The following is a 19,445-nucleotide window of genomic DNA, read 5'->3' as shown; positions in this document are numbered from 1 at the left end:
TCAAACGGAGGAAAATGAATGGCAGAAGTATCAGTCAAACAACTTGCCACTGACATCGACACACCGGTTGATCGTCTTCTCCAGCAGTTTGTCGATGCCGGTATCAGCAAGAGCAAGGCCGACGACATGGTCAGCGAGTCTGAGAAACAGGCTCTGCTGGCACACCTGAAGAAACAGCATGGAGGTGACGAGGTCGCCGCTCCTGCCCGCATGACCTTGCAGCGCAAGACCAAGAGCACCATCAGTGTTCAGGGGACTGGCGGCAAGAACAAGGAAGTGCAGGTAGAAGTGCGCAAGTCTCGCACCTATGTAAGACGCTCGGCGCTGGAAGATGAACAGCGTCAGGCGGAAGCCGAGGAAACAGCGCGTTTGGAAGCAGAAGAAAAAGCTCGTCGCGAGGCCGAAGAGAAGGCTCGCCTCGAAGCTGAAGAGAAGGCTCGCCGTGAGGCTGAGCAAGCTCGTCGTGAAGCTGAGGAAAAGGCGCGGATCGAGGCACAATCAAAGGCTCGACAGGCTTCACAGCCCGCCAAAGCAGCCAGTAGCACAGCTCAGCAAGAGGCAGAAAAGATGGCCAAGCGCGAAGCAGAAGAACTGAAGCGCCAACAGGAACAAACAGCTTTGAAAAAAGCTGAAGAACTCGCCGCGAAGAAAGCCGAAGAGGCTCGTCTCATGGCGGAACAGAACGCAGCCCGCTGGGCTGAAGAAGAGGCCGCACGCGCCAAAGAGAGCAGCGACTACCATCTGACCACCAACAAGCATGCGCAAGCCGCAGAAGACGAGTTGGATCGGAAAGAAGAGACCAGCCGCCGCACTGCCGCAGCAGCCAAGGCACCGAAGAAAGCCGGTCGTCGTGAAGATGATCGCGACTCTCGCAACCCGCGTGCCCGTAAAGGCAAGCGCGGCAAGGTCGCCATGCCGAACGCCATGAAGCACGGCTTCAACAAGCCGGCTGCCGTGGTGAACCGCGACGTCGTCATCGGCGAGACCATCACTGTGGCCGAGCTGGCCAACAAGATGGCCGTGAAGGGCGTTGAAGTCATCAAGGTGATGATGAAGATGGGTGCCATGGCCACCATCAACCAGGTGATCGACCAGGAGACCGCTCAGCTGGTCGCCGAGGAGATGGGTCACAAGGTTGTGTTGCGTCGTGAGAACGAGCTAGAAGAGGCGGTGCTGTCCGATCGTGACGAGACCTCCGAAGCCAAGCCGCGTGCACCGGTCGTTACCATCATGGGTCACGTTGACCACGGTAAGACCTCGCTGCTCGACTACATTCGTAAAGCCAAGGTTGCTGCTGGCGAAGCCGGTGGTATTACCCAGCATATCGGTGCTTACCACGTCCAGACCGACAGTGGCATGATCACCTTCCTGGATACCCCGGGTCACGCGGCGTTTACCTCCATGCGTGCTCGTGGTGCCAAGGCGACCGATATCGTTGTTCTGGTTGTTGCAGCTGACGACGGCGTGATGCCGCAAACCATCGAAGCTATCCAGCACGCCAAGGCTGCCGGTGTGCCGCTGGTTGTTGCGGTCAACAAGATCGACAAGCCGGAAGCGGATCCGGATCGCGTCAAGACCGAACTGGCCCGTTACAACGTCATGTCCGAAGATTGGGGTGGAGACTGCCAGTTCGTGCACGTATCCGCCAAGTCTGGCGAAGGCATCGACGACCTGCTGGAAGCCATCCTGATCCAGGCCGAAGTACTGGAGCTGAAAGCGGTGGTTGATGGCATGGCCAACGGCGTCGTGATCGAATCCTTCCTGGATAAAGGTCGTGGTCCGGTTGCTACCGTACTGGTACAAGAAGGTACTCTGCGTCAGGGCGACATCGTTCTGTGTGGTCTCGAGTACGGCCGTGTTCGCGCCATGCGTGACGAACTGGGTCGCGAGATCAAGGAAGCGGGGCCGTCCCTGCCGGTGGAAATCCTGGGTCTCTCCGGTGTTCCCTCTGCCGGTGACGAAGCCACCGTTGTCCGTGACGAGAAGAAAGCCCGTGAAGTGGCGCTCTATCGTCAGGGCAAGTTCCGCGAAGTCAAGCTGGCTCGCCAGCAGAAGGCCAAGCTGGAAAACATGTTCGCCAACATGACCGAGGGCGAAGTGTCCGAAGTGAACGTGGTGATCAAGGCCGACGTACAAGGTTCTGTGGAAGCGATCTGCGATGCGCTGGTCAAACTCTCCACCGACGAAGTGAAGGTGAAGATCGTGGGTTCCGGCGTAGGTGGTATCACCGAAACCGACGCGACCCTGGCTGCTGCTTCCAGCGCCATCCTGGTTGGTTTCAACGTCCGTGCCGACGCATCTGCGCGCAAGGTCATCGAATCCGAGAGCCTGGATCTGCGTTACTACTCCGTCATCTATGACCTGATCGACGAAGTGAAGCAGGCCATGAGCGGCAAGCTGGCCCCTGAGTATCGTCAGGAAATCATCGGTCTGGCTGAAGTGCGTAGTGTCTTCAAGTCTCCGAAGTTCGGCGCCGTTGCCGGCTGTATGGTTACCGAAGGTGTGGTCAAGCGTTCCAACCGTATCCGCGTTCTGCGTGACAACGTGGTTATCTATGAAGGCGAGCTGGAATCCCTGCGCCGCTTCAAGGATGACGTCAACGAAGTTCGCAACGGCTACGAGTGTGGTATCGCGGTCAAGAACTACAACGACGTGCGTGAAGGCGACCAGATCGAAGTTTACGAGACTGTTGAAATCCAACGGACTCTGTAAGCCGAGAGTTAGACAAAATAGGGGGCCGCGGCCCCCTTTTATCGCAGGATAGAATATGGCCAGAGAATTCAGCCGGACCCGTCGGGTCGGACAGCAGATCCAGCGTGAAATTGCGCTGATCCTGCAGCGCGAGGTGAAAGACCCGCGCATCGGCATGGTGACCGTTTCCGATGTGGAAGTGTCCCGTGACCTCAACTATGCCAAAATTTACGTCACCTTCTTGCAGCTGGAAAATGATGCCGAGCGCATCAAGGAAGGCTTGCTGGGTCTGACCGAAGCAGCCGGATATATCCGTAGTCTGCTGGGCAGTGCCATGCGTCTGCGCGTGGTGCCCGAGCTGCGTTTCTACTACGACCAGACCCTGGTCGAGGGGATGCGTCTCTCCAACCTGGTGACCAACACTGTGCGTGAAGACAAGCGCCGCATGGCCGAATCCGGCCGTGACGAAGAAGCTGAATCCGCACCGGATGACACGACTGAGGATAAAGCCTGAGATGACCCGAAGACGTCGTTTCAAGGGCCGTGATGTGCACGGCATTCTGCTGCTGGACAAGCCGACCGGCCTGACCTCCAACGATGTGTTGCAGAAGGTCAAGCGCATCTACAATGCCGCCAAGGCCGGTCACACCGGCGCACTGGATCCGCTGGCGACCGGCATGCTGCCGATCTGCCTTGGCGAGGCCACCAAGTTCTCCCAGTATCTGCTGGAAGCGGACAAACGCTATGAGGTGACCGCCAAACTGGGCGAGCGCACCAACACCAGCGACTCCGATGGTGAGGTGGTCTCCACCCGTCCGGTGAACGTGGCTGTCGGTACCCTGATCGAGGCGCTGGACCAGTTCCGCGGCCCCATCATGCAGGTGCCCTCCATGTACTCCGCGCTCAAGCACAACGGCCGTCCGCTCTACGAATATGCCCGCGAAGGCATCGAGATTGAGCGTGAAGCCCGTCCCATCACCGTATTCGAGCTCAAACTGCTGAGCTTCGAAGGTGATGACGTGCGCCTTGAAGTGCACTGCAGCAAAGGCACCTACATCCGCTCTCTGGTCGATGATCTGGGTGAAGTGCTGGGCTGTGGTGCCCACGTGACTCAGTTGCGCCGTACCCAGGTGGCCAGCTATCCGTATGAACGGATGCTGACTCTGGAGCAACTCGAGTGCATCTTCGAGCAGGCCAAGGCCGAGAGCATCCCGCCGCGCGAGCAGCTGGATCCGCTGTTGCTGCCGATGGATACCGCCGTAGCAAGCTTGCCCGAGGTGAACATGCTGGCGGTTGTGGCTGCCTATGTGAATCAGGGCCAGGCCGTGCAGGTGGCAGGTGCGCCGCAAAGCGGTCAGGTTCGCATGACGGTCGGCCCGGAGCGCGAGTTCATCGGGGTTGGCGAGATTGATGATGATGGCCGCGTCGCCCCCAAGCGACTGGTGCGTTATCACGACGAGGAGTGATCCTCAGGCGGTATCAGCACGTCTTTCCCGTTTCGCCTCTTTATCGTTGCGAAAAGGGGCGGGGACGATTATGATACCGCCCTCATTTCACGGCTGAATTAGAGATTGGCTGTGAACCTTTAAACACTCTACTGGAGTATTACCATGTCTCTAAATGCTGAGATCAAAGCTCAAATCGTTGCTGACAACGCTCGTTGCGCCAACGACACCGGTTCCCCCGAAGTGCAAGTTGCCCTGCTGACTGCCCAGATCAACCATCTGCAAGGTCACTTCAAAGAGCACTCCAAGGACCACCACGGTCGTCGCGGTCTGCTGCGCATGGTTTCCCAGCGTCGTAAGCTGCTGGACTACCTGAAGCGTAAAGATTCCGAGCGTTATGCTGCTCTGATCGCCAAGCTGGGTCTGCGTCGTTAATCGACCATCAGATTTCGCGAAAAAGGGGAACCGTCAGGTTCCCCTTTTTTATTGCTCTTCAAGCCGTTGCCTGCCTCACAGAATTCGCGTCGCCGCTTACCTTTTGCATCGAATCAAGTATACTTGTGCGCGAATTTAAAGAGCCAAATTGTAAAAAGGAAATTCACGTGAATCCTATTGTTAAGTCATTCCAGTACGGTCAACACACCGTCACACTGGAAACCGGTGTGATGGCCCGTCAAGCCACTGCGGCCGTTATGGTCAGCATGGACGATACCTGCGTATTTGTGACTGTTGTAGGCAAGAAAGAGGCCGATCACGGCCGTGATTTCTTCCCGCTGACCGTCAACTACCAGGAGCGTACCTATGCTGCTGGTCGTATCCCGGGTGGTTTCTTCCGTCGTGAAGGCCGTCCGAGCGAAGGCGAGACCCTCATCTCCCGTCTGATCGACCGTCCTATTCGTCCGCTGTTCCCGGAAGGCTTCCTCAATGAGGTTCAGGTCGTTGCGACCGTAATGTCCGTGAATCCGGCCGTATCCCCCGACATCGTTGCCATGATCGGTGCCTCTGCCGCACTGGCCATCTCCGGTATCCCGTTTGGCGGCCCGATCGGTGCTGCTCGCGTGGGTTACATGAACGGTCAGTATGTGCTGAACCCGACCACCACCGAACTGCCGCAGAGCGATCTGGATCTGGTAGTTGCCGGTACTGCCAATGCCGTGCTGATGGTTGAGTCCGAAGCGGCCATCCTTTCCGAAGAGGTAATGCTGGGTGCCGTGGTATACGGTCACGAGCAGATGCAGACCGTGATCAATGCGATCAACGAGTTTGCCGCTGCCGTCGGCACCAAGCCGTGGGACTGGACTCCGCCTGCCGTCAACGAAGCGCTGAAAGCCAAGGTTGCCGAGCTGGCGAGCGCCGAACTGGGTGAAGCCTACCGCATCACCGAGAAGGCTGTTCGTTACGAAACCATCGCGGCCATCAAGGGTCGTGTGGTTGAGCAAGTTATCGCTTCCGGTGTGGAAGAAGATGCCAAGAAGATCGGCGAAGAGTTCCACAGCCTGGAAAGCCGCATCGTTCGTGGTCGCGTAGTACGTGGTGAGCCGCGTATCGATGGTCGCGATCCGGAAATGATCCGCGCCCTGAGCGTAGGTACCGGTATTCTGCCCCGTGCCCACGGTTCTGCCCTGTTCACCCGTGGTGAAACTCAGGCCATCGTGGTCGCCACTCTGGGGACCGAGCGTGATGCCCAGAACATCGACGAGCTGACCGGCAACCGTGCCGATCGCTTCATGCTGCACTACAACTTCCCGCCATACTGTGTCGGTGAGACCGGCATGATGGGTAGCCCGAAGCGTCGTGAAATCGGTCACGGCCGTCTGGCCAAGCGCGGCGTTGCTGCCGTGATGCCGAGCGCCGCCGAGTTCCCGTACGTGGTGCGCGTGGTCTCTGAAATTACCGAATCCAACGGCTCCTCCTCCATGGCGTCTGTCTGTGGTTCCTCTCTGGCGCTGATGGATGCCGGTGTGCCGATCAAGGCCTCCGTTGCCGGTATCGCCATGGGTCTGGTGAAGGAAGAAGAAGGTTTCGTCGTGCTGTCCGACATTCTGGGTGACGAAGATCATCTGGGCGACATGGACTTCAAAGTAGCCGGTACCACCGAAGGTGTGACCGCGCTGCAGATGGACATCAAGATCGAAGGCATCACCAAAGAGATCATGGAGATTGCGCTGAAGCAAGCTCGTGGCGCTCGTCTGCACATCCTGAAAGTGATGGATGAAGCTATCCAGGCTCCCCGTGCCCAGATCTCCGATTTCGCACCGCGTATCCACACCATCAAGATCAATCCTGAGAAGATCAAGGACGTGATCGGTAAGGGTGGTTCCGTGATCCGTGCGCTGACCGAAGAGACCGGCACCAACATCGAGCTGGATGATGACGGTACTGTACGTATCTCCGCCGTGGCCAACGAAGCCGCCATGGAAGCGATCCGTCGCATCGAAGCCATCACCGCCGAGATCGAAGTGAACCGCATCTATGAAGGTAAAGTTGTCCGTCTGGCCGATTTCGGTGCATTCGTCAACATCCTGCCGGGCAAAGATGGTCTGGTACACATCTCCCAGATCACCGACGCTCGCGTGCAGAACGTGGCTGACCACCTGACCATCGGTGACGTAGTCAAGGTGAAGGTACTGGAAGTGGACCGTCAGGGCCGCGTACGTCTCTCCATCAAGGAAGCGAATGCCCCGACCGAAGCAACTGCACCTGCTGCTGACGCAGCTCCGGCCGCTGAAGAAGCGCCTGCTGCAGAGTAATCTGCTCGCCTGATACCGGATTGGTTCCGGTTGATGTAAAAAGTCCGGCTCCCCTTGGGGAGCCGGACTTTTTTATGGTCAAAACGCGCGATAAGGGATTACTTGCCGAGGATGGCGTATTGCATCTCTTGCAAGGGGAGCACATGGCGGGCAGCTCCCAGCTTGATCGCCTCCTTGGGCATGCCGAAGACCACGCAGGAGGCCTCATCCTGGGCATAGGTGTTGGCACCCGCATCCAGCATTTCGCGCAATCCCCGGGCACCATCATCCCCCATGCCGGTCATGATGATGCCGGTGGCATTCTTGCCGGCATATTTGGCGACGGAGCGAAACAGCACATCCACCGAGGGGCGATGACGGTTGATAAGCGGCCCGTCGACCACCTCGACGTGATAGTAGGCCCCGCTGCGCTTGAGCAGCATATGCTTGCCGCCGGGGGCAATCAGCGCCAGCCCCGGGATCACCCGGTCATTGTTCCTCGCCTCCCGTACTTCTATCTGGCAGACCCCGTTCAGGCGTTCGGCAAACATGGCGGTAAATTTTTCCGGCATGTGCTGCACGATGACAATGCCGGGGCTGACTCGGGGCAAGGCTGTCAGCACGGCTTCCAGCGCCTGGGTGCCGCCGGTCGAGGTGCCGATGGCGATGAGCCGTTCGGTGGTTTGTGCCATGGCGTGCTGGTTGGGCGCCAGCATGGCATCCGCGTTGAGCTTGGTGCTGACTGGTACAGAGGAGGGCTTGCCCACGCGCTTGAGGTTGGCCTGGGCCGCGGCACGTACCGCCATGGCCAGGTCGTGGGCAGATTCTTGCAGAAAGCTTTTTATCCCCATGGTCGGCTTGGTGATGATGTCCACCGCGCCAGCAGCCATTGCCTGCAAGGTGGTCTCGGCCCCCTTTTCGGTGAGGGAGGAGCAGATCACCACCGGGGTTGGATGCTCTGCCATGATCTTGGTGAGAAAGGTGATGCCATCCATACGGGGCATCTCCACATCGAGCACGATGACGTCAGGCCACTCTTTCTTCAGTTTTTCCTGTGCAAACAGGGGGTCCGATGCTGTGGCTATCACCCGGATATCGGGTTCCTGCTCCAGCACCGCTTGCAATACCTGTCTGACCACGGCGGAATCATCCACCAGCATGACCCGGATCTGCTTCATTCTCGCGACTCCCGTTGATGTGGCAGACGATGATGGCGGAGCCAGACACTGCCGTTGCTGAGCTCAAAGAGCAAGCTTCGGTGGCCGCTATGGCCAAGATGATGAGCCTTGATATCAAGGCCAAGGTGTCGGGTCAGCTGCCAGGCTGCCTGAATATTTTTGGCGGCGACATTGTTGTCGCTCTGTGCGTATTGAGGCTCGGTAAACATGTTGCCACCCCCGAACAACTTGGCCTCATATTCATGGATGGGGGCGGGATAGTGACTGGCCGCTTGCAGCAGCAAGGCGAGGGCCTCATCGGCATAGCGCCCATCCAGCTTGGTAGAGGGATTGCGCCGACTTGGCAGCATGTAGTGACACATTCCTCCCTGTTTCTGCTCCGGATGCCACAAGGTGATGGCAATACAGGAGCCCAGTACGGTTCTGACCACCACATCCTCCTTGCCAAAAAAGAGCTCTCCCGGTTGCAGGATCACCTCCCGAGTCATGACTTATCTCTTCTGATAGATGGAAGGCGAGACAAGCTGCAGGCCGTGGTGCAGGCCATGCAGGCTCTCGGCGTGGCTCACCAGCAGGTAGCCACCGGGTTTGAGTCTGGGTACCAGCCGCTGCAATACTTGCCCTTTGGTCTCCTTGTTGAAGTAGATCATCACGTTTCTGATGAAGATGACGTCAAACATGCCGATGTCCGGCAGATCCTGATTGAGGTTGATCTGCATGAATTGCACCTTGTCCCGCAACTTGCGATCGATGATGAAGATGCCCTCCTGCAGGCCCACACCCTTGAGGCAATATTTCATCAAAAAGGGCAGTGGAATATTTTGCGCCCGTTCGATGGGGTAGCGTCCGCTCATCGCCTGCTCCAGCACTCGGGACGAGATATCGGAGGCCAGGATCTCCCAGTTGAAGGTGCTGCGTTTTTCCGCGAGGGTCATGGCCAGACTGTAGGGCTCCTCGCCGGATGAGCTGGCAGCGCTCCAGACCCGCAGCGATTGCTCGGGCGGGAGCGCTGAGACTATCTCCCGCGTCAGAAACTCGAAGTGTTTGGGCTCTCTGAAAAAGTAGGTTTCGTTGGTGGTAAGGAGATCAAGCGCCAACTGCAGTTCACTGCTGCGATCGTTCATGATGAGCTGGAAGTAGTCGTCATAACTATCCAGCTCATAGTGGCAGAGGCGTTTCGCCAGGCGGCTGGCCACCAGCGCCTTCTTGGCTGGAGACAGCTCTATCCCCGCCGTTTGATGAAGCCAGCGTTGGAAACGGGAGAACTCATCATCATGCAGCTGGGTTTGATACAAAAAACAGTCCCTCTACCTGTGTTGTCGGAGATGGGAGAGGCAACGCCTCTCCCGTGACTAGAACCGGACAAAATCGCTATCGCCCGTGGGGCGTTGGACTGTGGCGGCTCGTTCCCGACTGTTGGCATTGCTCTCGTTCATAAAGCGACCTCGGGTATTGGGGTGAAGATGCGAGGTGGCTGCTTTACCTTCTTTGGCATGGGCCTCCAGGGTAAAGAACTCCATGGCCAGCTGTAGCTGTTCCGCCTGGCTGCTCATCTCTTCTGCCGTGGCAGCCAGCTCTTCGCTGCAAGAGGCGTTCTGCTGGGTAACCTGACTCAGCTGGTTCATGGCCTGATTGATCTGGCTGACACCTGTGGATTGCTCAACCGAAGCGGCACTGATCTCCTGCACCAGATCCGAGGTCTTGTTGATTGAAGGAACCATCTGATCCAGCAAACGACCTGCTTTTTCTGCCATCTCGACACTGCTGGAGGCCAGCTCACCAATCTCCTGTGCTGCCACCTGGCTGCGTTCGGCCAGTTTGCGCACCTCCGCCGCCACTACAGCAAAGCCTTTGCCGTGATCGCCAGCCCGCGCCGCTTCGATAGCTGCGTTGAGTGCCAACAGATTGGTCTGGTAGGCGATGTCATCGATGATGCCAATCCGTCTGGCGATCTGCTTCATGGCATCCACTGTTAGTTTGACCGCTTCTCCTCCCTCTACGGCCTCTTTGGCTGCCTTGCTGGCCATGCCATCGGTGACCTGGGCATTGTCGGTATTCTGGTTGATGCTGGCGCTCATCTGTTCGATGGAGGCGCTGGTCTCCTCCATGCTGGAGGCCTGTTCACTGCTGGATTGGCTGATCGACTGGGCGGTCGCGCTTACCTGCTCGGCGGCACTGGAGAGGTTGTCAGAGGCGCCGCGCACTTCGGTGACGATGTTGGTGAGCGAAGCGATGGTCTTGTTGAGCGCATCCTTGGTGGTGCCAAACACGCCGGGGTAGTCCGCCTCAATCTGTTGGGTCAGGTCACCTTTTGCCAGACATTGCACGACCCGGATGACGTCGTTGAGGGTGCTGTCGATCACTTCGGCAATCTGGTTGATCCCTTCTCCCATCGCCTGAAAGAAGCCGCTCTTGCCAGCAAGTTCCATCCTGCGGTGCAGCTCGCCATTGATCACGGCCTGCACAATGTCGGACATCTCTTTCTCTATCATTACCTCCTTGGTTCTGTCGGCCCATTCGACCACGGATCCCAACCGTTCTCCGGTATCGTTGAAGACCGGATTGGCGATCAGGGAGAAGGTGCGCCCCCCCAGCTGGATCTGGGTACGGTAGGTGCTGTTGAGTTTGGCCAGCATGGCGCGCTGATGGCCGGGATTTTTATGAAAGCTGTCGATGTTGGCGCCCATCAGCTGATTGGCGTTGAAGCTGTATAGCTCTTTCTTGATGTCGGTCTCAGCCTGATTGAGCATGCCGGTCACTGCCTCATTCATATAGATAATGTCGAGGTTGGTATCGGCAATCATCACGTTGGTGCTGGCGCAGTCGAGTGCTTTGCGAACCAGCTGGTTCTCATGGAGCAACATCTGATTCTTTTTAATGTCGTTGCGGCTCTGTTCCAGCTTGTCGCTGAGCAAGGTGACCACCTCGTTGATGGCATGTCCTACTTCACGAAAGGGACTGTCCATACCGGAAAGATCGAGTGGTGCTGGAACCTGCTCTGCCAGGACTGCGTGTTGCAGCTGGCCGATTGCGTCGAGTAGCTGGGTCCGCTGCCTCACTTCGGTGGCATTGTCTCCGAAGAGTTTTCCTAAGAGTGATTGGGTCATGAGCGTTTCCTTATGCTGCATGTCGTGGAGTATGGAGGCCTTTTCAGGAGGGTTGCAGGTTGCCTTGTGGCAACCTTGCCTGTGGCTGGGCCAGTTCGTTGAGTTGAGCCATCTCATCGAGTGACAACACTTTCCCGGTATCGATGAGGATGACGAATTTGCCGTTGACTTTGCCCATGCCGCTGATGAAATCGGCCCGGATGCGGGCACCAAAACTGGGTGGGGGCTCGATATCTGCTTGTGGGATACCCAGTACTTCCGATACGGAATCCACCACAACGCCAATATCCTGACCTACAGGTTCATCGCCCTGCGGGGCCACCCCCTCAATAATGACGATGCAACTGCGGCGAGTAATGACCGAAGGTGCATTGCCAAAGCGGGCATTCAAGTCTACGACCGACACTACCGCTCCTCTGAGGTTGATTACGCCGCGAATAAAACCCGGCATCATCGGAACCGGAGTGATATTGCCGTATTCGATGATCTCTTTGACCCCCAGAATATTGATGGCGAACATCTCGTTGTTGATCAGAAATGTCAGGTACTGGGCATCGCCACTGCTCTCGTCAGCGGCCGCTGATGGCACCGTGATGTCGGTGGATGTATGCATGGTCGCCTCCGGTTAAAAGCGGACAAAATCCGCGTCATCAATGGAATGGGATGATGGTTGATTGGGCTGGCTGGCCCGTTGTGGAGGGGCGATGAAACTGCCTCTGGGAGGCATGCCCTTGTGGCCGGTTTCATGGGGCCTGGTGTTGAGCTGCGCACTTTTCTCCAGAGCAAAAAAGGCCATGGTTTGCTGCAGTTCGCTGGCTTGTGAACTCATCTCTTCGGCCGTGGCAGCCAACTCCTCGCTGCTGGCTGCATTCTGCTGTGTCACCTGATTAAGCTGGTTCATGGCCAGACTGATCTGGTTGGCTGCACTGGCCTGTTCGCCTGAGGCGGCATTGATCTCTTGTACCAGGTCAGAGGTCTTGCGAATGGAGGGGACGATCCTCTCCAGCAGGTTGCCAGCCCGCTCTGCCTTGCTGACGCTGTCGGAGGAGAGCTCACCAATCTCCTGCGCAGCGATCTGGCTGCGCTCTGCCAGTTTTCTCACCTCGGCAGCAACCACTGCGAAGCCTTTGCCATGCTCTCCGGCGCGAGCCGCCTCGATGGCGGCGTTGAGGGCAAGCAGGTTGGTCTGGTAGGCAATGTCGTCGATGATGCTGACTTTCTTGGCGATTTGCTGCATGGCGGTCACCGTCTGTTGAACGGATTGGCCCCCTTCGGTGGCCTCCAGTACCGAGTTGCTGGCCATGCTGTCGGTGATCTTGGCGTTCTCGGTGTTCTGATTGATGCTGGCGCTCATCTGCTCGATAGAGGCGCTGGTCTCTTCAACGCTGGCCGCTTGCTCGCTGGTGGCTTGGCTCAATGCCTGCGCCGTGTTGCTCACCTGATTGGAGGCATTGGTCAGGTTGTCGGCGGCGTTGCGTACCTCTTCGATGATATTGGTCAGCGCAGTGATGGTCCGGTTTAGGCCGTCTTTGGTCTGGCCAAAAATTCCTGGATAGGGCTCATCGATCCGTTGGGTCAGGTCACCCTTGGAGAGCGCGGTGGCAATGCGCATCACATCTTCCAGGCTGGTATCTGTCACATGGGAGAGGCGATTCAGCAGCTCGGATACCCGCTTGATATATCCTTGACGATCCTCCAGCGCAATCTTGTGGCTGAAGTCGCCCTGTTCGACAGCGGCGGTGACCAGCGTTTCGATATCCGTGATCAAGGCCCCCAGTTTCTTGACCATGTTATCCATCGCCATCAAGAGCTGACCCGCTTCATCGTTGGAGTCTATCTGGATCGATACATCCAGATTGCCATCGGCCAGACTATTGGCCACGCGCAGAGCCTGTTCGATGGGGGTGATGATGCTTTTGATCAGCAGGGTGCCAAACCAGGCTGCGAGTGCAATGCCGACCGCGATAACCACCGCCATGGTTATCAGCATCACGTCATACCAGGATTGCGCTGCGGTATATTCCGACTTGGCCACATTGAGCTGCAGGTTGACCAGCTCGGTGATTTTGTTGCCTATCGGGTCGATGGAGCCATAGAGGGCACCGTCAAAAGTGTTCAGCATGCCAGTAATCATGCCGTGCTGGGTGGCGAGGTATTTCTCCAGCTTGCCAATATCGGTATCGGCCGCGTTGAACAGGGTTGTCGCCTCGGCTGACAAACGCTGTTCATCTGGTGTGAGAGTGGTGGACTGGTAGTGATGCCACTCGTTTTTGATTGTCTGCTGGGCCTGTTGTATCTGCTTCAAAGCCTCTTCTGCCGGGATCAGCCCCGCATTGGCCTTGTTGAGGTTGTCGATGATCGAGACGGCATAGCTGTCGGAGATAGTCTTCAGCTGCTTGAGGGGAACCACCCTGTCGTTGTAAACGCGCTGCAACCCGGTATTGCTGCTCTGCATGTTGTATAACCCGAGGCTGCCAACGGCCAGCAGCAGCAGGCAGAGCATGCAGAGCAGTACGATAAGACGCAATTTGATGGTGGAATTTTTTAACATGATGGTCCCCTCAGTTGATGCTGGATTGAGGCAGGTTGCGCGACACTGTCAACCTGTTGAGCTGACAGGATTCCTGAGTGATTGCGTGCTGGATCAGCGAAGGAATGTCGAGGATCAGGGCGACCTCTCCCCCCCCCAGAATGGTTGAACCACTAATGCCCTGCAGGCGCTGGAACAATTTCCCCAACGGTTTGATGACGGTCTGGAATTCTCCCAGCAGTTCATCCACCACCAGTCCGGATTTTTTGCCTGCATGGCTGACCACGACAATGTTCTCGCGCCTCCCTTTGCTGCCATTGGTATCGAAGTAGTGTTGCAGGCGGATAAAGGGCAGCACCTCGCCACGCAAATTGATGTAATTGCGACCCTGGGTATCGGACAGTGCACTCTGGGTCAATTCAACGCACTCGATCACCATATCGAGGGGAATGACGTAGTGGGTGTCGCAGACTCGCACCAAGAAGCCGTCGATGATGGCAAGGGTAAGCGGCAGGCGGATCTGCACACGGGTTCCTTTTCCCGGGATGCTGTCCAGATCGACCGTGCCGCGCAGGGCAGTGATGTTGCGTTTGACGACATCCATGCCCACCCCACGACCGGAGAGGTTGGTTATCGCCTCGGCGGTAGAGAACCCCGGCTCGAAGATCAGGTTGTATATCTCCTGATCCGTCAACGTGGTGGTTGGGCTGATCAGACCGCGCTCGATGGCTTTTTGCTGGATCCTGGCTTTGTTGAGACCAGCTCCATCATCCCGAATTTCGATGACGATACTGTTGGAGTCGTGATAGGCATTGAGATTCAGGGTGCCACGGGGGGGTTTGCCTGCCAGCAGTCGTTGCTCTGCCGATTCGATGCCGTGATCCATCGAGTTTCTGACCAGATGCATCAGCGGATCGCCGATTTTCTCTACCACCGACTTGTCCAGTTCGGTCTCGGCTCCGGAGATTACAAGAGTGATATCCTTGTTCAGTTCCTGACTGACATCGCGCACCACCCGCTGGAAGCGGTTGAAGGTATCGCCGATAGGTACCATGCGCAGGCGCAGTGCACTGTCGCGGATCTCTTCCACCAGCATGGCAATGACCGAGGTGGCTTCCTGCAGCTGGCTTTCGCGGGTGCGTTGGGCCAGCAGATTGGCTCCTGAACTGGCGACTACCAACTCCCCGACCAGATTGATTAGATCGTCCAGCTTGTCGGCATGCACCCTGACGTAACGGCCCTCTTTGCTCTTGCTCTCTTTGGTCTGGTTCTGTTTTTTCAGGGCGGCATCGACGACGGCTTCGTTGACGGCACCCTGCGCAATCAGGATTTCTCCGAGTTTGGGCGCTTGTTCTGCCGGGGTCGCTTGTTGTGCCTGCAGACCGCTTGCTAACTCCTCTGCGGTCAGGGCGCCGGTGTTGACCAGCAACTGGCCCAGCATGGCGCTATCTTCCGGCAGTGACTCGATCAGGTTGATGAACTCGGCGATCTTGCTGTGGGGTGGCAAGATGGTGATCTGGCAGTCATCTCTGACAAATTCAAAGACATCGCTGATGGCTGCCTTATCTGCCTGCGAGTCGAAGTCTATCTCGTAGCCGAGGTAGCAATTCTCCGGATCGAACTGCTCCCAATCCGGTAACGCCTGATGGATGGTCTCCACCGAGCATATGGTTCCGAGGGTGCCGAGATAGCGCAGAAATGCGGCCGGATCCATGCCATTGCGCAGCACATCGGGGCCAAAACGCAGGGAGATATGCCACAGGGAGGCGGAGCTGGTAATTCCTCCCTCTTTTTCGATCTTGGGTTCCGGCGTATGCACAGTATCTGGCAGCGTGGCATGGGGGACGCACTGATGACGGGTGAGGGTGAGCCTCAGCCGTTCATCCTGGTTGGCATCGCCCTCGCTTAACGTGCTGCCCTGTTCTGCAACGACACTGATGAGCGTCTGGATATGGTCACAGCTCTCCAGCAGATCCTTGATCAGAGGAGAGGTGACGGTGAGCTGCTGATTGCGTATCTGGTCTAATAGATCCTCGACGATATGGGTAAACCCGACGATTGGTTGCAGACCAAACAGGCCAGCCGACCCCTTGATGGTATGAGCAGCACGGAAGATGGCACCAATCAGCTCGCTATTGTCAGGGTCAGATTCCAGTGATAGAAGGGCTGACTCCATCTCTTCAAGCAACTCGCGTGCCTCGGCGATATAGGTTTGTAAAGCCTGATCAAGATCGATGCTCACGGTGACTCCTTGTCATGGTGGCTCAGGGCCGTTCGCCATGGGTGATGAGGGTGGGGTCGCCAAAAAAGGCCGAGAGCTGGCAGAGCTCCAGCAGTTCAAGCACAACATGGCTGTGCCAGACCAGCGCCAGGGAGGAGCCTTGCTGCAGAGCGGTTTTCTTCGCTGCCAGCAGCAATTGCAGCCCGGCGCTGTCTATCTCGGATACCGCCGCCAGATTCAGCTCCAGTTCGTTCCCCTGATGTAATAAGGGTGAGAGAGCATCTTTCAGCTCGCTGACTGTATAAATGGTGATCTCATCCGGCATGGTCACCACTACCTTGTTGTCGAGTAGCTCACTCTGTAGTTGCATGATGCGCTCCGGATCACGGCATGATGAGCTTGGCGACTGCGGCCAGCATCTGTTCGGGCTGGAAGGGTTTGACCACCCAAGCTTTGGCTCCTGCGGCTTGTCCCTCCTGCTTCTTGCTGTCCTGAGACTCGGTGGTCAGCATGATGACAGGGGTAAATTTGTAGTTGGCCAGCTTTTTGGCCTCTTTGACAAAGGTGATGCCATCCATGTTCGGCATGTTGACGTCACTGATGATCAGGTTGATCTTCTTGCCATCAAGTTTGTTGAGCGCATCTTTGCCGTCAGAGGCTTCCATGACCTCATAACCGGCTCCCTTGAGGGTCATGCCTACGACTTGGCGAATAGTTGCCGAGTCATCCACGATCAGGATCGTTTTGCCCATATCTCTCTCCTAGAAAAATGTGATGTCGGCGCTGCTTGGTTGCGCGTTGACAGAACGGGTGGTGCGACCATGGTGAATATTGCGCTGTTCGTCGGTGGCGTATGAGAGCTCCATCTCTGCCAGCCAGCGATTGGCATCGATCTGGATTGGCCCTGTCGCATTGCTGCTCTGCTCCGAAGCAACCAGATGGCTGGAGAGGCTCTCCATGTTTTGTCTGACGTGGCTGAGAATCTGGCTGACCCTGTCTTGAAATTGCAGCGAGACAATGACGCTGGAGATTTCGCGATGGATATCGGTGCTCTCGTTTTGCAGCAGGGAGGCGGATTCCGCCAGGCTGTCAGTGGCATGGCGAAAACGGGCCAGTACCTGTTCGATTGTCTGCTCCGAATTGAGCGCCGAGGCGTGATCCCGTGCGGCAGCATTTTCGGCAATCTGGAAGGCGCGGCCGATAGCAGTATTGATGGTGTCTACCTTGTCGGTCATCTTCTGGGCGGTTTCGCTGGAGAGGCGGGAGAGGTTGCGCACTTCATCAGCGACCACAGCAAAGCCACGGCCTGCTTCCCCTGCACGAGCCGCTTCAATGGCGGCGTTGAGGGCCAGCAGGTTGGTCTGGGAGGCGATTTTGGCCACATCCATGGCCATGGTGTTGAGCTCTATGGTGTAGGTGGTCAGGCTTTTTATCTCACCCAGCATGGCGTCCCGATTGGCCTGGGCGGAGTGCAGGATGGCCACTACCTCATTGAGTTGCTGCTGGCTCTCGCTCAAGACTCCTGCCATGCCACCGGAATTGGCATCACCCAGTTCTCCGGCTGCCAGATGAGAAGCATTGACTGCTTCCTCCAGCTTGTTGGCCAAGCCGCTGAAGCGTTGAGTCAGGTCAATCATCGCGGCTTCGGTTTGTTGACGAGAGCTTTCAATTTGCTGGGACCAGATGGGGAGTGCCTTCTCGCACACCTGTTCGAGCCCGATGATGGAGTGGGCGAGAGGATCGGTTGCGACGGTTTGTTCCTCTCCGGCACGATGTCGGTGTGTGTGCTGGTGGAAGTGACTCGATGTCCAGAGCGCGGCTGCAATGGCAACCAGCACATTGAGCAGCAGATAGAGAGGTGACAGCGCATCGGCAAGCTGCAGCAACAGGCAGCTCAGCAGAGCAAGCCCGATGCAGCAAATCCAGCAAACCGGTTCCCAAAGCGGTGTGTTCACGCCACTTTTGTGTTGTGCCATACGTAGCTTATCCCTGTGCAATTATTTGGTAAGAGGTAAAGGCGCAGGACCGAAACAGTCATGGTGCCCCTTGACGCTCTTTTCTTTATTTATAGTTGGCACAATAAGGTTAGCGGAAAAAAATTAATTGGCTGCAAATCGGAGTTGTTTGTATCAGCGATTGCCGTATCAAGCGGCTTGCGAGGTGGGGGGGCAGAGCTAGGTGGGGATGAAAAGGAGAGAAGGAGCCTGAGGATTCAGGCTCCTGATGAGGATCACGCCTCGTTGGCGTGAGCCTTCTGGCAACCTTCCACGGCGTGGGCAATCAGTTCCAGCGCGCTCTTGTCACACGGGGGCAGTTCGGCATCGCACGCCTTGATAGGGGTGACGCGATCGCCCCACTTGATGATGGCGGCCCCCCAGGTCAGGCCGGCACCGAAAGCGGCGGTCAGCAGATAGGAGTTCGGCTTGACGCGGCCCTGCTCCAGCGCTTCGCAAAGGGCGATGGGCACAGTGGCGGCGGAGGTGTTGCCATAGTTTTCGATGTTGACCATCACCTTCTCCATCGGCGCATTCATCCGTTTGGCGAGGGTCTCGATGATGCGGATATTGGCCTGATGGGGAACGATCAGGTCGACCTGCTCCGGCGCAATACCGGCCTGTGCTAGCACAGTGCTGGTGGCTTCCCCCATGCCGCGCACGGCGCGTTTGAAGATCTCCGGACCTTCGAAGTTGAAGGTGAACAGCCCATCGATATCGGCAAAACGCACCCGATCGGTACCGAAGTTTGGTACGTGCAGGATCTCACGCGCTTCGCTGTCACAGCCCAGCTTGTTGGCGATCAGGCCACACTCCTGCTCGCTCGCCTCGATTACCACGGCACCGGCACCATCGCCAAACAGCACGGCGGTATCGCGGCGCGCCCAGTCCAGCAGGTAGGTGAGGCGCTCGGCGCCGATCACCAGCACCTTCTTCATCATGCCGGTCTGCACCAGCGAGGTGGCGACGGAGAGGGAATAGACGAAACCGGTGCAGGCCGCGTTGAGGTCAAACACGGCCGCATTGACGGCGCCCAGCTTCTTCTGCACCGCAGAGGCGGCACTTGGTAGCAGGTTGTCCGGGGTGGCGGTGGCCAGGATGATGCCATCGAGATCGCTCGCTTCCAGACCTGCGCAGGCCAGCGCGCGGCGACCGGCCAGGGTGGCGAGATCCGAGGTGCTGACATGGGAGATCCGGCGGGCCTTGATGCCGGTGCGCGGATAGATCCACTCGTCTGACGTATCCATGATGGTGCTGAGGTCATCGTTGGTCAGCACGGAGGGAGGCAGGCATTTGCCCCAGCCGGTGATATTGGCGTATTTCATCTTGTTACCGCTTCTTAAAGTGGAGCGCCCCGCGGGCGGAAAATCGTGCAATTATGCCGCACGAGACAACCACTGTCATCTTGTGGTCATGGTTATGTGTTGGGCAAGTGGCTGCGCCATCTGGCCGCAAAGGGTCGCAACGTGCAGAACATGGCTGGAAATTTTGCTTAAAACACGAGACTCGTCTGCCCTAAGATAGGCGTTTCGCCACCGATGAGGGTATCT

Annotated in this window: 16 protein-coding genes; 5 read left to right on the top strand and 11 right to left on the bottom strand. The window is 57.3% G+C overall.

The window, feature by feature from the left end:
• Positions 1 to 18: 18 nt before the first annotated feature.
• The 5 genes from infB (at position 19) to pnp (ending at position 6,886) form a co-directional block, all read left to right on the top strand.
• Entirely contained in the window at positions 19 to 2,712 is a 2,694-nt protein-coding gene (infB, locus tag ACTG2W_RS08670; RefSeq protein WP_005338806.1) for a translation initiation factor IF-2, read from the top strand.
• 55 nt (positions 2,713 to 2,767) lie between these two features.
• Complete coding sequence (gene rbfA / locus ACTG2W_RS08665) at positions 2,768 to 3,205, top strand: 30S ribosome-binding factor RbfA (protein ID WP_042060105.1); 438 nt, start codon at positions 2,768 to 2,770, stop codon at positions 3,203 to 3,205.
• Between the two features lies 1 nt (position 3,206).
• A complete protein-coding gene (gene truB / locus ACTG2W_RS08660) occupies positions 3,207 to 4,157 on the top strand; it encodes a tRNA pseudouridine(55) synthase TruB (protein ID WP_106842315.1) in 951 nt (316 codons plus the stop codon).
• Positions 4,158 to 4,301: 144 nt separating this feature from the next.
• Positions 4,302 to 4,571, top strand: a complete 270-nt coding sequence (gene rpsO, locus ACTG2W_RS08655; RefSeq protein WP_005338797.1) for a 30S ribosomal protein S15 — start codon at positions 4,302 to 4,304, stop codon at positions 4,569 to 4,571.
• A gap of 167 nt (positions 4,572 to 4,738) precedes the next feature.
• Positions 4,739 to 6,886 (top strand): polyribonucleotide nucleotidyltransferase, encoded by a 2,148-nt coding sequence (gene pnp / locus ACTG2W_RS08650; RefSeq protein WP_042080647.1) that lies wholly within the window; start codon positions 4,739 to 4,741, stop codon positions 6,884 to 6,886.
• 98 nt (positions 6,887 to 6,984) lie between these two features.
• On the opposite strand, the gene ACTG2W_RS08645 is transcribed toward pnp, so the two are convergent.
• The 11 genes from ACTG2W_RS08645 to ACTG2W_RS08595 all read right to left on the bottom strand — a co-directional run bounded on the left by ACTG2W_RS08645 (position 6,985) and on the right by ACTG2W_RS08595 (position 19,220).
• Positions 6,985 to 8,043 carry a protein-glutamate methylesterase/protein-glutamine glutaminase gene (locus ACTG2W_RS08645; protein ID WP_005338795.1) on the bottom strand — a complete coding sequence of 353 codons (1,059 nt, stop codon included), beginning with the start codon at positions 8,041 to 8,043 and terminating at the stop codon, positions 6,985 to 6,987.
• Positions 8,040 to 8,531: a chemoreceptor glutamine deamidase CheD gene (gene cheD / locus ACTG2W_RS08640; protein WP_005349556.1), complete on the bottom strand. Its 492-nt coding sequence runs from the start codon at positions 8,529 to 8,531 to the stop codon at positions 8,040 to 8,042. Before cheD ends, ACTG2W_RS08645 begins: the two co-directional genes overlap by 4 nt.
• A 3-nt stretch (positions 8,532 to 8,534) precedes the next feature.
• Positions 8,535 to 9,338 (bottom strand): CheR family methyltransferase, encoded by an 804-nt coding sequence (locus ACTG2W_RS08635; protein WP_005349557.1) that lies wholly within the window; start codon positions 9,336 to 9,338, stop codon positions 8,535 to 8,537.
• A gap of 57 nt (positions 9,339 to 9,395) precedes the next feature.
• A complete protein-coding gene (locus ACTG2W_RS08630; protein ID WP_106842316.1) occupies positions 9,396 to 11,150 on the bottom strand; it encodes a methyl-accepting chemotaxis protein in 1,755 nt (584 codons plus the stop codon).
• A gap of 43 nt (positions 11,151 to 11,193) precedes the next feature.
• Positions 11,194 to 11,763 carry a chemotaxis protein CheW gene (locus ACTG2W_RS08625; RefSeq protein WP_042080654.1) on the bottom strand — a complete coding sequence of 190 codons (570 nt, stop codon included), beginning with the start codon at positions 11,761 to 11,763 and terminating at the stop codon, positions 11,194 to 11,196.
• A 12-nt stretch (positions 11,764 to 11,775) separates the two neighbouring features.
• On the bottom strand, positions 11,776 to 13,701 hold the full coding sequence (locus ACTG2W_RS08620) for a HAMP domain-containing methyl-accepting chemotaxis protein (protein WP_106842317.1): 1,926 nt from the start codon (positions 13,699 to 13,701) through the stop codon (positions 11,776 to 11,778).
• Positions 13,702 to 13,711: 10 nt separating this feature from the next.
• On the bottom strand, positions 13,712 to 15,922 hold the full coding sequence (locus tag ACTG2W_RS08615; protein ID WP_106842318.1) for a chemotaxis protein CheA: 2,211 nt from the start codon (positions 15,920 to 15,922) through the stop codon (positions 13,712 to 13,714).
• Positions 15,923 to 15,944: 22 nt separating this feature from the next.
• Positions 15,945 to 16,271, bottom strand: coding sequence for an STAS domain-containing protein (locus ACTG2W_RS08610; RefSeq protein ID WP_005358513.1), 327 nt, complete (start codon positions 16,269 to 16,271; stop codon positions 15,945 to 15,947).
• Between the two features lie 13 nt (positions 16,272 to 16,284).
• Complete coding sequence (locus tag ACTG2W_RS08605; protein ID WP_005338778.1) at positions 16,285 to 16,653, bottom strand: response regulator; 369 nt, start codon at positions 16,651 to 16,653, stop codon at positions 16,285 to 16,287.
• A 9-nt stretch (positions 16,654 to 16,662) separates the two neighbouring features.
• Positions 16,663 to 17,877, bottom strand: coding sequence for a methyl-accepting chemotaxis protein (locus ACTG2W_RS08600; protein ID WP_106842319.1), 1,215 nt, complete (start codon positions 17,875 to 17,877; stop codon positions 16,663 to 16,665).
• A gap of 254 nt (positions 17,878 to 18,131) precedes the next feature.
• Positions 18,132 to 19,220 (bottom strand): ketoacyl-ACP synthase III, encoded by a 1,089-nt coding sequence (locus ACTG2W_RS08595; protein ID WP_021230362.1) that lies wholly within the window; start codon positions 19,218 to 19,220, stop codon positions 18,132 to 18,134.
• Positions 19,221 to 19,445: the final 225 nt, after the last annotated feature.

Source organism: Aeromonas sp. 96A (assembly GCF_051919165.1).
Taxonomy (GTDB): Bacteria; Pseudomonadota; Gammaproteobacteria; order Enterobacterales; family Aeromonadaceae; genus Aeromonas; species Aeromonas veronii.
The sequence above is the reverse complement of the archived record's forward strand: the minus strand, read 5'-3'. Positions and strand labels throughout refer to the sequence as shown.